This window comes from Rhodococcoides navarretei, assembly GCF_038069675.1.
GTDB lineage: Bacteria > Actinomycetota > Actinomycetes > Mycobacteriales > Mycobacteriaceae > Rhodococcoides > Rhodococcoides navarretei.
The window spans coordinates 3,744,569-3,757,911 of record NZ_JBBPCN010000001.1 but is presented as its reverse complement, the minus strand read 5'-3'; the positions used below and the strand labels follow the sequence as shown (position 1 = coordinate 3,757,911).

At 64.6% G+C, this 13,343-nt stretch carries 12 protein-coding genes and 1 tRNA gene; 8 read left to right on the top strand and 5 right to left on the bottom strand.

The genetic code is table 11. The features are described from left to right. Positions 1–2 precede the first annotated feature (2 nt). Positions 3–917 (top strand): nucleoside triphosphate pyrophosphohydrolase, encoded by a 915-nt coding sequence (locus tag AABD04_RS17550; protein WP_243596244.1) that lies wholly within the window; start codon positions 3–5, stop codon positions 915–917. Between the two features lie 207 nt (positions 918–1,124). On the opposite strand, the gene efeB is transcribed toward AABD04_RS17550, so the two are convergent. Genes efeB through efeU form a run of 3 tightly spaced genes read right to left on the bottom strand, consistent with a single transcriptional unit; the run spans position 1,125 to position 4,391 of the window. Then, positions 1,125–2,375 (bottom strand): iron uptake transporter deferrochelatase/peroxidase subunit, encoded by a 1,251-nt coding sequence (gene efeB, locus AABD04_RS17545; protein ID WP_243596245.1) that lies wholly within the window; start codon positions 2,373–2,375, stop codon positions 1,125–1,127. Continuing rightward, the gene (gene efeO / locus AABD04_RS17540) at positions 2,356–3,495 is read right to left on the bottom strand and encodes an iron uptake system protein EfeO (RefSeq protein ID WP_243596246.1); all 1,140 of its coding nucleotides are present in this window, start codon (positions 3,493–3,495) and stop codon (positions 2,356–2,358) included. Before efeO ends, efeB begins: the two co-directional genes overlap by 20 nt. Positions 3,496–3,509: 14 nt before the next feature. Continuing rightward, positions 3,510–4,391: an iron uptake transporter permease EfeU gene (gene efeU / locus AABD04_RS17535; protein WP_341441950.1), complete on the bottom strand. Its 882-nt coding sequence runs from the start codon at positions 4,389–4,391 to the stop codon at positions 3,510–3,512. A 177-nt stretch (positions 4,392–4,568) separates the two neighbouring features. On the opposite strand from efeU, the gene AABD04_RS17530 reads away from it, so the two are divergent. The 7 genes from AABD04_RS17530 to AABD04_RS17500 all read left to right on the top strand — a co-directional run bounded on the left by AABD04_RS17530 (position 4,569) and on the right by AABD04_RS17500 (position 10,568). Then, positions 4,569–5,291, top strand: coding sequence for a lytic transglycosylase domain-containing protein (locus AABD04_RS17530; protein WP_335741502.1), 723 nt, complete (start codon positions 4,569–4,571; stop codon positions 5,289–5,291). Positions 5,292–5,379: 88 nt separating this feature from the next. Beyond that, a complete protein-coding gene (gene eno / locus AABD04_RS17525; RefSeq protein ID WP_243596249.1) occupies positions 5,380–6,666 on the top strand; it encodes a phosphopyruvate hydratase in 1,287 nt (428 codons plus the stop codon). A 193-nt stretch (positions 6,667–6,859) separates the two neighbouring features. Continuing rightward, on the top strand, positions 6,860–7,414 hold the full coding sequence (locus tag AABD04_RS17520; RefSeq protein WP_243608400.1) for an FtsB family cell division protein: 555 nt from the start codon (positions 6,860–6,862) through the stop codon (positions 7,412–7,414). Beyond that, the gene (locus AABD04_RS17515) at positions 7,411–7,941 is read left to right on the top strand and encodes a DUF501 domain-containing protein (RefSeq protein WP_032377244.1); all 531 of its coding nucleotides are present in this window, start codon (positions 7,411–7,413) and stop codon (positions 7,939–7,941) included. The genes AABD04_RS17520 and AABD04_RS17515 overlap by 4 nt, the downstream gene beginning before the upstream one ends. Beyond that, positions 7,938–8,882: a Ppx/GppA phosphatase family protein gene (locus AABD04_RS17510; protein ID WP_341441949.1), complete on the top strand. Its 945-nt coding sequence runs from the start codon at positions 7,938–7,940 to the stop codon at positions 8,880–8,882. Before AABD04_RS17515 ends, AABD04_RS17510 begins: the two co-directional genes overlap by 4 nt. A gap of 116 nt (positions 8,883–8,998) precedes the next feature. Next, positions 8,999–10,450 carry a short-chain fatty acid transporter gene (locus AABD04_RS17505; RefSeq protein ID WP_341441948.1) on the top strand — a complete coding sequence of 484 codons (1,452 nt, stop codon included), beginning with the start codon at positions 8,999–9,001 and terminating at the stop codon, positions 10,448–10,450. A 44-nt stretch (positions 10,451–10,494) separates the two neighbouring features. Beyond that, positions 10,495–10,568 (top strand) — tRNA-Leu (locus AABD04_RS17500). A gap of 463 nt (positions 10,569–11,031) precedes the next feature. On the opposite strand, the gene AABD04_RS17495 is transcribed toward AABD04_RS17500, so the two are convergent. Next, entirely contained in the window at positions 11,032–12,609 is a 1,578-nt protein-coding gene (locus tag AABD04_RS17495) for an alpha/beta hydrolase (protein WP_335741503.1), read from the bottom strand. Positions 12,610–12,632: 23 nt separating this feature from the next. Then, positions 12,633–13,274, bottom strand: coding sequence for a hypothetical protein (locus AABD04_RS17490; protein ID WP_335741504.1), 642 nt, complete (start codon positions 13,272–13,274; stop codon positions 12,633–12,635). Positions 13,275–13,343 lie beyond the last annotated feature (69 nt).

Sequence of the window (13,343 nt, the reverse complement as noted above, 5' to 3'; positions counted from 1 at the left end):
CGGTGACGGTAGTTCTGCTCGACCCTGTTCGACCCACACAAGTGCCGGTGGATGCTGTCGAATTCCTCGGCGGCGCGGTGCAATTCACCGAAGAGGTACCGGTGCGGGTGCGGTGGCTGTTCTCGGGAACCGCTGCGCCCGACGCCGTCGACGCAGTGCTGGTGAGCACCGACCCGGCCAACCCCGACGTCCAGGATCGGATCGCGCGCGGCGAACGCGTCGTTGCTGCTGAGAAGCTACCTGGTGACGACGTCATCGCAGCCGTGCAACTCATGGATCGCCTGCGCACCCTCGGCGGTTGGGAAGCGCAGCAGACCCACGAGTCGTTGCGCGGTTACCTCCTGGAAGAAACCTACGAGCTGCTCGACGCCATCGCCGCGGGCAACCTGGTGGACCTGCGCGAGGAACTCGGAGACCTGTTGCTGCAGGTCCTCTTTCATTCCAGGATCGCTCAGGATGCCGCCGAGAACGCGTTCGATGTCGACGACGTCGCCGCCGGACTCGTCGCCAAGCTCACCCACCGCAGCCCGCACCTCGGTCGAACGGATGCCGGTCCCATCGACATCGCCGAACAAGAGCGGGCATGGGAAGAGAAGAAGGCATCGGAGAAGGCACGCGGGTCCTGCGTCGACGGAATCGCCCTGTCTCAGCCGTCACTCGCACTGGCGCAGAAAGTGATCGGACGGGCCACCAAGGCAGGCCTGCCCGACGAGCTGATTCCCGACGGCCTACGCGTCGTACACATCGGGGTCGATCACTCGCACGGAGGAGACAGTGCCGAGGACGCACTGCGGCGTCGGGTATTGGATTTCGCAACCCTGATCCGCAATGCCGAAGCGTCGGCCCGCAACGCCGGCATCGAGTCGGGGGAGATGTCTGCACTGGACTGGATAGAGCATTGGGGTCTGCGGGGCTGACACTCCCGTCCGGACCGCCCACCCCCCCGGACGCCCACCCCCCCCGAACGCGTCAATGGACCACTGCACTGCCCAGACGTATGCAGTGCGCCATTCACGCGAACCAGGCTGCTGCGTCAATGGACCCTTGCAGCGGTCAGACGCATGCAAGGGTCCATTGACGCGGACGGGGTGGGGTTGGACGGGGACGGGGTGGGGGCGGCCGGGCTACTCGAACAGCGTCGAACCCCAGTATCCGGATTCTCCGACGCCGGGTGGGCAGGCGAATACCGCGGATCCCACGTGTTGGATGTATTCGTTCAATGCGTCTTTGCGGGAGAGGGCCAATTGCATCGGGACGAATTGGGTCAGTGGGTCGCGGCAGTAGGCGATGAAGAACAGTCCGGCGTCGAGGTGGCCGAAGCCGTCGGAGCCGTCGGTGAAGTTGTATCCCCGACGCAGGAGCTGGACGCCGCCGAGGTTCTCCTTCGACGCCAGGCGCACGTGCGCGGTCTTGTCGATGAACGTGCCCTCGGGGCCCTGGGACTCGAAGTCGAGTGCGTCGAATTCGTCTTTCTGCCCGAGCGGCGCACCAGTTCCCTTGCTGCGGCCGATCACTCGCTCTTGTTCCTTCAACGTGGTGCGGTCCCACGATTCGATCAACATTCGGATTCGACGCGCCACGAGGTAGGAGCCACCTGCCATCCACTCTTGATCGTCGTCGGCAGAGACCCACACGTTCTCGTCCAGCAACGACGGATCCTCGGCCTTGAGGTTGGCCGTTCCGTCCTTGAATCCGAACAGGTTTCGCGGAGTTGCCTGGGTGGTCGAGGTGGAGGAGGTTCGACCGAAGCCGAGTTGCGACCATTTCACCGACACCGTGCCGAAACCTACGCGAGCGAGGTTGCGGATCGCGTGCACGGCAACCTGGGGGTCGTCGGCACAGGCCTGGATGCACAGGTCACCGCCGGAGCGGCTGGGATCGAGGTTGTCGGCCGGAAAATGCTGCAGATCGGCAAGTGACGCAGGCTTTTTCGATGCCAGATCGAATCGGTCGAACATCGACGGACCGAATCCGATCGTCAACGTCAGCGACGACGCCGTCAGGCCGAGTGCTTCGCCGGTATCGGCGGGCACGTTGTACTCGCCGCCGTCGACTGCGCCGCCGTCGAACGTCTCCTCACCCTTGGTGAGCCGTTCGGCCATCAGGGTCCACTTCTTCAGCAGCGCAACGAAGTCCTCGCGCGAGTCGGTGGTGATGTCGAACGCGACGAAGTGCATACGATCCTGCGCGGGGGTGACGATGCCGGCCTGGTGGTCTCCACGGAATTCGACGACGTCCGAAACGGGTGCCTCGGCACCGGAGGCCGTTGCATGTCCTGCGAGGGCCCCGACTCCCACGAGCGCAGCACCGGTCCCGACGGCGCCGAAGAGGCGCCGTCGGGAGAACTGCCCGGTCTTACTGTCCGGCGACGACACCCTGCACCTGACTCACTTCGGCGGACAAGGCATCGATCTTGTTCGAGAGTTCCTGGCGCTGCGGCTCGGTCACGGTGTCGTAGAACACGAAGCCGTCCCCGCTGCGGTACTTGGCGAGTTCGGCATCGAGCTCGGCGAAGCGGGCGTCGATGGCGGTGCCGAGCTCGGCGTTGCGCTCGTCGAGGATGGGGCGGACGGCAGCAATGGCCGCCTGTGAGCCGTCGACGTTGGCCTGGAAGTCCCACAGGTCGGTGTGCGAGAAGAAGTCCTCTTCACCGCTGATTTTGGTCTTGGCGACCTCGTCGAGCAATCCCTGTGCGCCACCAGCGACCTGGATGGGATCGATCGTGAAATCCTCGGCCTTGATCTTGTCTGCGAGTTCGGTGATGTCGGCCTCGAGCTGATCGGCCATCGCGTTCGTGTCGGGCTGCATTCCCTGCGTCCACAGGTCCTTCTCGATGCGGTGGAAGCCGGTCCATTCGGCTCCGGGCTCCACGTCGGGCTCACGCAGGTCGATGCGCGGGTCGAGGTCGTCGGGGAAGCTCTCGGCGACTGGCTCGATGCGCTCGTAATAGCTACGCGCGATGGGGAACTGGGCCTTGGCTGCGGCCACGTCCCCGCTCTTGACGGCGGTGACGAACGACGTCGTGGTCTCCTGCAGTGCATCGATCTGGCTGACGACGTAGCGCTTGTAGCCCGCAGCCGCCTCGGTGAGCAAGCCGTCCTCGTCTGTCGAACGCACCGAGTCGCCGGTGACGACGTAATCGGCGCGGATGCCGTCGCCCACCATGCCTGCCTTGCAGGCGGTTTGGTATGTGCCGGGGTCGGGCAGGGCGACGATGAGCTGACGCGTCAAGCCGGGTCCGATGTTCTCCACTTCGCCCATGACGCGGTCACCCTCGCCGTAGACGTAGAACTCGGTGACCTTGCTGCCGTTGTTGGTGATCTGGAACGTCGAGTTTCCGGTGGTGCCCTCGGAAGCGCCGACGTCGCAGGAGGAGTCGGTTGCGGTGACGGCAATATCGCCCGACGCGGCCTCGGTGGAGGACTTCTCTGTGCATCCGGCCAGAGCCATCGGCAGAACCGCGACGGCGGCCAGAGCGTAGGTGGTACGACGCATGGTTGTGGTGCCTTTCAGGAGGATTGCAGAGCTGGCTCGGGGGTCGCGGGAACGCGAACCGGGCGGAGGAAGAGGTAGAGGACGACCACGATGTAGAGCACCCACGCGATCGCTTGGAACACAGTGGGTTCGGGCCGGAAGTTGAAGATGCCGGCGAGCACGGTGCCGTACCAGCTCGAGGCGTCGAAGTGTGCGGTGATGTCGAAGGCGACGGCACCGCCACCGGGCAGAACTCCGCCGATCTGCAGGGCGCGGATGCCGTAGGCCAGGATTCCGGCGGCGACCACGATGAGGAAGATGCCCGTGTATTTGAAGAACACGGCGAAGTTGATGCGCACCGCGCCGAAGTACAGAAACACCGTCAGCGCGGCAGCGACGACGATGCCGAGTAGGAGTCCGAGCAGTGGCCACAGGCTGCCGTTGGTGTTCTCGGCGTAGCCGACCATGAGCAACGCGGTTTCGACGCCCTCGCGGCCGACGGCGAAGAATGCCAGCGTCAGCACCGCGGCTGGGCCGACGGTCAGGGCCTTCTCCATGTTCGCCCGCAGTTCGCCGGAGATGTTCTTCGCGGCAGTGCGCATCCAGAGGACCATCGCGGTCACGATGACCACGGCCACGAGCGATGCTGCTCCGGCGATGATCTCGGCGGTCAATCCGGTGACGGTGGACGTGCCGTAGTGGATCACGAAGAAGATGGCGGCCACCATCGCGACGGCCAAGCCGACTCCCAGCCAGACCCATTTGAGAGCGTCGCGTCGGTCGGCCTTGACGAGGAACGCGACGAGGATCATTACCACGATGCCGGTCTCGAGGCCCTCGCGCAGCCCGATCAGGCAACTGCCGAACATCTGGGTGGCGATCGACGGCGCAGATCCTGCGGCGGCCAGTACAGACACGGATGGTGCTCCTGTTGTGCGTCGAACATTGGTACGCCTTGCCTCGCGAAGGGTAGGCGACCCTCATGCGTGAAGGTTGACAGAAACATACACCCTGGAGCACCGTCCGAATGCACGTTGACCTGCGGTTTTCTCCGCCTTTAGCTTTCTATTACCTTGCGTGTGCAGGATGGTGAGGTGATCTCACGAATCTGCGTGCTCGCCACCGCGTCGGTCCTCCTTGCGCTCACCGCGTGTGGCAGCGGCGAGCCGAAGCGTGAGATTCCCGAGGGTATTCCGCCCGGGCCCGGCACCGAGGTGCCTGCCATCGACTTCAATGCCCCGGGCCGGACAGCGGATCTGCTGCTCGCGTGGGCCGAACCTCAGACCGAGGCGCTGGGCATCTCGGTGACGGCCCTCGCGTCGTACGGGCACGCTGCCGCGATCATGACCGAGACCGATGCCGACTGCGGAATCGCCTGGACGACGCTGGCGGGCATCGGATACATCGAGAGCAGACACGGGACCTACCAGGGTTCGTCCGTGCAGCCCGACGGACTCGTCGCGCCGCCGATCCGCGGTATTCCGCTCGATGGCGGGCCGGGCGTGGCGGAGATTCCGGATACCGACGGTGGCGTCATGGACGGTGACACCGTGTTCGATCGGGCCATGGGCCCCATGCAGTTCATCCCGGAGACGTGGAAGAAATGGGGCGTCGACGCCAACGGGGACGGCATCGCAGATCCGGACAACATCGACGACGCGGCGCTGACCGCGGCGCGATATCTGTGTGCACGCGGTGGTGATCTGCGGACAGCGCAGGGCTGGGAGAGCGCCTTGATGGCGTACAACCTCTCGGGCCAGTATCTGCGTGACGTGCGCGATCGAGCGGCCGCGTACTCGGTGGGCACCAGGCCGTAGAAACTCCGTGCATCGCGGGCAGTACGGGGGAGCGGCTAGTCTTGCACCCGGCACAGTCCGCCGGTCCCCGTTACTAGGAGAAGCATTCGTGGCCATCATTGAGCAGGTCGGAGCTCGCGAGATCCTCGATTCCCGTGGCAACCCCACGGTTGAGGTCGAGGTCGCATTGGACGACGGGACGTTGACCCGTGCAGCCGTTCCCTCCGGCGCATCCACCGGTGAGCACGAGGCCGTCGAGCTTCGTGACGGCGGAGACCGCTACGGCGGCAAGGGCGTCGAGAAGGCCGTCAACGCGGTGCTCGACGAGATCGCGCCCGCGGTCATCGGCCTCGACGCCATCGAGCAGCGCACCGTCGACCAGGCTCTGCTCGACCTCGACGGCACCCCCGACAAGTCCCGCCTCGGCGCGAACTCCCTGCTGGGTGTCTCGCTCGCCGTCGCGAAGGCCGCCGCAGAGTCCACCGGCCTCGAGCTGTTCCGCTACCTCGGCGGCCCGAACGCCCACATTCTGCCCGTCCCGATGATGAACATCATCAACGGTGGCGCACACGCAGACAGTGGCGTCGACGTGCAGGAATTCATGATCGCGCCGATCGGTGCGCCCACGTTCAAGGAGTCGCTGCGCTGGGGTGCCGAGGTCTACCACGCACTCAAGTCCGTGCTCAAGGCCAAGGGCCTGTCCACCGGCCTCGGTGACGAGGGCGGCTTCGCTCCCGATCTCGCCGGCACCAAGGCAGCCCTCGATCTCATCCTCGAGGCCATCGGCAAGACCGGCCTGAAGCCCGGCCAGGACGTCGCCCTCGCCCTCGACGTGGCGGCCACCGAGTTCTACACGGCAGGCACCGGCTACGCCTTCGAGCGTGAGACCAAGACCGCCGAGCAGATGTCGGCGTTCTACGGCGAGCTCGTCGACGCCTACCCGCTGGTCTCCATCGAGGATCCACTCGACGAGAACGACTGGGACGGCTGGGTTGCACTCACCGAGTCGATCGGCGACAAGGTGCAGCTCGTCGGTGACGATCTCTTCGTCACCAACCCCGAGCGTCTCGAAGACGGCATCGTCAAGGGTGCCGCCAACGCGCTGCTGGTGAAGGTCAACCAGATCGGCACGCTCACCGAGACCCTCGACGCCGTCGATCTGGCGCACCGCAACGGCTACAAGACGATGATGAGCCACCGGTCCGGCGAGACCGAGGACACCACCATCGCTGACCTGGCAGTTGCCGTCGGCAGCGGCCAGATCAAGACCGGTGCACCGGCTCGAAGCGAGCGCGTCGCCAAGTACAACCAGTTGCTGCGTATCGAAGAAGCTCTGGGCGATGCGGCGCGTTACGCCGGCGAGTTGTCTTTCCCCCGGTTCAATTACGAGGGATAGCGAACAGGCACGTATGGCACGAAGTGGAGAGTGAATGATGGCACGGCGCGGCAGGTCCGGGACCAGTCCAGGTGGACGTGATCCCCGACCCCGCGGCCGCTCCTCCTCTTCGAGTCGGTCCAAGGCCGGGGGCGTCTCTCGCGACGGGAACGCCTCCGGCCGGCAGGCCACCCCACCGGAACCTTCCGAACAGGTGCGCGACGCCGTGGTCGGCGGCAAGGCTGCTCCCCGGCGCGTCGGTGCCCGTCGACCCAAGATGCCCGAACGGACGTTCTTCGGACTGTCCACGGGACGAGCCGTCGTTCTCGGTGTCGTGGTGTGTGCGCTGGCGTTGACGTTGGCTGTGCCGCTGCGTACGTACTTCTCGCAACGCAGTGAGCTCGAGTCAGTGTTGGCCGAGCGGGCAGCGCTGGAGAAGGACGTAGAGGCTCTGCGGGTGCAGAAGTCTCAGCTCGACGAGCCGTCCCGCATTGCGGCCGACGCACGTGAACGACTGCGCTTCGTCATGCCGGGGGAGACGCCGTACCAGGTGCAGCTGCCCGGCGACTACTCGCCGAGCTCCGAGGACCTCGCGGTGGACGACACTCCGACGGGTCCGTGGTTCACCGAACTGTGGAACACCGCGGTCGAGCCCCAGGGTTCGGACGAGCCGCAGGAGCCGACGTCCGCACCGATGCCTCTCGTACAGCCAGAACCCGCACCGGCCCCGCCGCCGGTGCCAGAACCAGAAGGAGGACCGGTCGGGTGAATTCCTCGGCAGTCTCGCAGGAAGATCTCGATGCGGTCGCATCGCAGCTCGGACGTGAACCGCGTGGCGTACTCGAGATCGCGTACCGATCTCCGGACGGCAGGCCGGGTGTGGTGAAAACCGCCCCGAAGCTGCCCGACGGCACGCCTTTTCCCACCCTGTTCTATTTGACGGATCCGCGGCTGACGGCCGAGGCCAGTCGGCAGGAATCGGCCGGAGTGATGCGGGAGATGACCGAGCGTCTGGGTACCGATCCCGAATTGGCTGCGGCATACCTGCGCGCCCATCAGTCCTATCTGGCCGAGCGTGACGAGATCGAATCTCTCGGAACGGATTTCACCGGCGGCGGCATGCCCGATCGTGTCAAGTGCTTGCACGTACTGATCGCGCATTCGTTGGCCAAGGGCCCGGGCGTCAACCCGCTCGGTGACGAGTCCGTTGCGTTGGCAGCCGAGAACTCGTTGCGCGGCAAGGCTATTCCGGCCGATTGGCCGACCATCGAAGAACTACGTGCGGAGAAACAATGACCAGGGTTGCAGCGATAGATTGCGGCACCAACTCGATCCGCCTGCTCGTGGCCGATAACAACGGGAAGTCCCTCGCCGACGTCGCCCGCGAGATGCGAGTGGTGCGGCTCGGGCAAGGCGTCGACGCGACGGGAGCCTTCGTGCCCGAGGCGATCGAGCGCACCCGGGTGGCATTGGTGGAGTACGCAGAGATCATCCGTAAGACTGGGGCGACGGCGGTGCGGATGGTCGCCACGTCCGCTACGCGCGACGCGTCGAATCGCGAGGATTTCTTCTCGATGGTGCGCGAGGTACTCGGCAAGGTCATCCCCGGTGCCGAAGCCGAAGTGATCACCGGCGACGAAGAGGCGCGGTTGTCCTTCGCCGGTGCGGTCGGTGAACTCGACTCTGCTGCAGGGCCTTTCCTGGTCGTCGATCTGGGCGGCGGTTCCACCGAGCTCGTGCTGGGCGACGCCAAAGGCGTGAAGTCGGCGTTCTCGGCGAACATCGGTTGTGTGCGTCTGACCGAACGATTCCTGCATTCGGATCCTCCCACCGCGGACGAGATCAACGGCGCGCGTGAGTATGCCCGCGAGAAGTTGGCGGAGGCATTCGAGGAAGTGTCGATCGGCGACGCGTCGAGCTGGGTGGGGGTGGCCGGCACGATGACCACCATCGCCGCTATCGCGAAGGAACTACCCGAGTACGATGCCAACGCCGTGCATCTGTCGCGGGTGCCCTTCTCGGAATTGTTCGAGGTGTGCGAGCGACTGATCGGCATGACGCATACGCAGCGAAGTGCGTTGGGCCCCATGCATCCCGGACGGGTCGACGTCATCGGCGGCGGTGCAATTGTGTGCAGCGTATTGGCCGAGGAATTCGAGCGACGCGGTGCCGTGAGCTCGTTGACCGTCAGTGAGCACGACATCCTCGACGGCATCGCGATGTCCATCAAGATCTGATCTGCAATTCTGCAGATGCGGTCTGCGGCGATGTAGGTTGCATCGCTGCATGTTTCGGTGAAACCTTACAGGTGCTGTGGCCTACGTCACGGCTTCCTTCTAGGTGAGGACCACCGATGACGTCACCCGCCGAACAGGCACCGGCCGACCAGGCGCCGGCCGAGAAAGGGCTGGCTCGCGTAGCGCAAGCGCTCGCCAAGGGGACCGAGAAGTGGTTCCCCGATGCGTACATCTTCGCCCTCGTCGGCGTGGTGGTCGTTGCCGTCGCCGCCTTCGCCAACGGCTCGTCCCCGCAGAATGTGGTCGACGCGTTCGGAAACGGCTTCTGGGACCTGACTGCGTTCACGCTGCAGATGGCGATGGTCGTTCTGACCGGCTACGTCGTGGCCACATCTCCACCGGTCGCCAGATTGATCACCCGATTGGCGCAGGTGCCTAAGAGTTCCAGTAGCGCAGTCAGTTTCGTGGCTCTGCTGTCCTGCTCGGTGTCCTTCCTGAACTGGGGCCTGAGCCTGGTGTTCGCCGGGCTGCTGGCCCGGGCCATCGCGCGACGCGACGATCTGCGGACGGACTACCGAGCACTCGGAGCTGCGGCATTCATGGGACTCGGAGCCGTGTGGGCCCTCGGAATGTCGTCATCGGCTGCGCAGTTGCAGGCGACGGCCAGTTCGCTTCCGGCGACGCTGCTTTCGGTGACGGGTGTACTCGACTTCGGAACCACCATTTTCACGTGGCAGTCGTTGCTGATGTGCGTGATCATCATCGTTCTCACGGTGGCCATCGCGCACTTCTCTGCACCCAAGGGCGCGGCGATCAAAACCGCCGAGGACATGAACGTCAGTTTGGACGACACCGTGTCCGAGCCTGCTCCGCGCAGTCGACCAGGGGAATGGCTCGAGTACAGCAGAATTCTTCCACTCTTCGTGGGCGCGATGACCCTGGGATGGCTTGTCTCCCAACTGTTGACGCTGCCGGTGCTGTCGGTGGTCAGTAGCCTCAACGGGTATCTCCTGGTGTTCCTGATGCTCGGGCTCGTACTGCACGGCACTCCGCGGCGCTTCCTCGATTCGGTCAGCAAAGCGGTGCCCGCGACCGCCGGCATCTTGGTGCAGTTCCCGCTCTACGCCGCAATGGCGGCGATGTTGACCGAAGCGGAGGGTCGGGGAGGCGTCACGATCTCCGAGCACCTTGCGAACTTCTTCACCGACATCGGCAGCGGTGGCGGATTCGCCGTGGTCATTGCGATCTACACCGTTGTGCTCGGCCTGTTCGTTCCATCCGGCGGCGGCAAGTGGCTCGTCGAAGCGCCGTACGTCATGCAATCCGCGACAGACGTGCAGATGAACCTCGGCTGGACCGTCCAGATCTACAACGTGGCAGAGGCGTTGCCGAACCTGATCAACCCGTTCTTCATGCTGCCCTTGCTGGCAGTTCTGGGTCTGCGAGCGCGAGACTTGATCGGATTCACGTTCCTGCAGTTCATTTTCCACTTCCCGGTGGTCCTGCTGCTCGTGTGGCTCCTCGGTATGACCTTCGACTTCGTGCCGCCGGTCATCCCGGCGCAGTAGTAGCCCGATATGATCGTCACCGCTGGAGCGCGACTCCAGCGGTGGCCCCTATAGCCCAATTGGCAGAGGCAGCGGACTTAAAATCCGCACAGTGTCGGTTCGAGTCCGACTGGGGGCACTGGAGTCCATCTGGATCCAGATTTCTGGACCAGGACAGTGCTTTTGGGGTGGTACCGTGGACTTCGGCGGTCTACCACGGATTTGAGTGGACAACCGAGACAACGGATTTCAGATCCGCCTATTCGTGACACTTTCCGTCGTCAAATCTTCGTATTCGTGCAGCTCAGGCCTAGTTTCCTGGCGGACTGTTTTCTTCGCGTGCGGCTCGGTGTCACGAGGTTGTTACAACTGGATCTGACTGACCTGTTCAACCTGCTCGACACCCGCGGTCTCTCATCTTCACCAATCGAAGAATTTGCAACTGTTCCCGCCACGGTAAGCACGAACCCAGCGAGGATGATCCATGATGCGTAGCCGAGGCGCGCGGCATTGCACGCCGATACGATTGCGGCAGTTCGTGATTGAGCGCCGGGATGGCTGAGCAATCGAGCGGATCGGGCCCGCTCGATGGCTCAGCAGGCTCAGATGGTGCAGCGTGCACCTTCATCCGGCAGTTCGAGGTCGATCAGGTAGTCGGCGATCGCTCCATCGACACAGGCGTTGGCGGAGATGATCGTCCCGTGCTGGTTGGCCTCGACCGTGAGCAACCGCGCCCCGAGTGTGTCGGCCAGGCTGATGCCTCCTTCGTGAGGCGTCACGGGGTCTCCGGTGGCCGAGACCACGAGCACCTCGGGAAGCCCGTCGATGTCGGTGGCGTAGGGGTATCCGAGTGTGGGCTCGGCCGGCCAGAACTCGCACCCGTCCTGCGCATGGGGAGTGGATCCGGGGTCGAGGAACGGCACTGCCTCGTTGAGATCGTGGCCGAGCTGGGCCATCTCTTCTTCGGTGAACCGTTCCTCGTCGAGGCAGTTGATGGCGAAGAGCGCTTCGAACGAATTGGTGTACTCCCCATTGTCGGACCGGCCGTAGTACCCGTCGCGGATCGCGAGGAGGGCGTCGGGTCGTCCGGCTTCGAGCTCCGTCAGCCCCGCGATGATGGCGGGCCAGCTGGCTTCGGAGTAGAGGCCGGAGACAATTCCTTCGCTGGCGGCGAGGAAGCCGAATTCTCGTCCGTCGGCGGCCACCAGCGGTTTTCTGTCGAGAGGCTGGAGGAGCTCCTGGGCTGCGGCGGTCGCCTGCGTCGGGTCGGTGCCGAGCGGGCACGCGGCCCGAGTCACGCAGAAGTCGGCGAAACGCTGGAACGAAGCCTGCAGTCCTTCGCTGAGCTGGATCCTGCGATCCGCGGTGTCCACGAGCGGATCCACCGCGCCGTCGAGGACGAGTGCACGGACATTCTCGGGGAACATCTCGGCGTACACCGAGCCGAGTCGAGTGCCATAGCTGACTCCCGCATAAGTCAGTTTGTCGTCGCCGAGCGCGGAGCGGAGCACATCCATGTCGCGAGCGACATCCCGGGTCCCGAGATGGGCGAGTACCTCTGTGCTACCGGAGCCGGCGGCGCATTTGTCGACGATGGCGCGCGCGGATTCTTCGGTCCACTCGCCGAGAGCAGACAGGGGTGCGTCGGCGTCGCGCTCCTCATCGGAGTAGCAGTCGATTGCCGGTGTGCTGAGACCGACTCCGCGCGGATCGAAGCCGACGATGTCGAAGCGTTCGGGGATGGGACCTCCCGTCCATAGGGCATCGACGAGTGGAGCGAGCGTAGTCCCCGCCGCTCCGGGACCGCCCGGGTTCAGCAAGACGGAGCCGATCGGGTTGTCGCCGGTGGCGGAAATGCGCGAGACGGCGATCTCGATGGTCGTGCCGTCGAGGTTCTCGTAATCCATCGGCACGGTGAGCATCGCGCATTCCGCCTTCTCTGCCGCCTCGACCACTTCGGGAACGGGCGGCTGGGAGTCCACGATGCTGGCGTCGCACGCCCCGAACTCGAGTTTTTGCCCCATGAATTGTTCGAGGCCCACCTCGTTCGCGCTGTCGTCATTGTTGGGTACCACACCGGAGCATCCGACGAGCAGGAGCACTGATGCAGCCGCTGCTATTGCCGGCTTCGGCCATCGCCGTCGTTTGTCGTCCCTCGGTCGGATATCTGTGTAAGTCATGGTGGTGCTTCCTTCGGTGGGATTCAGCTGGCGAGTTCGTCGATCCAGCTCGATTTCATCCGTAGAGCTCGTTCCGTGCTCCCGATGACAGCAGCGAATCCGATGAGCAGGTTGACGTGGAGCGGCAGTCGGATGGGTGAGGTGAACGTTCCGATCGAGTCGGCGATGGGGGGAATGAGAGAGAGGGATGCGATGATCTGCGGCACCTCCACGCAGAGGCCGCCGATGACGAGCACCATCGAGATGAGACCGATGACGCGACTCGGACCCGGGTGCCGGTGGTGCAGCCGAGCTCGGCGTCCCTCTGCGGATGCGGGATCCGGAGACAGCTGCTTTTCGATGCCGTCCTCACGCACGTAATGGCAGCGCTTGAGCCCGAATCCGGTGGCCGCGACCTCGATGCGTCCTCCGGGGACTGGGAAGCGGGTCGGCATCTTGGCGTACGACTGCAGTGCGCCGTCGACGTAGAGGCGAGCGCGCACCTCACCGTCCTTTGCGTCGCCCATGTGCCGAACATCGACTGCGTAGACCGACGTGGTGCCGTCGGGTGCGGACAGCGTGATCGACCGGAGCGATCTGCCGAACATCTGCCACCAGCGGTACCGGCGGAGCGGTTCACCCGATCCGGCGCGAATGCGGCGGTAGCGCCACTGCTTGATGCCCATCTGCTCGATCCCCGCCCTCTACTAGTACAGCGTGATAGTCGCTGATGACGCTAGCACACTGTGATGGAA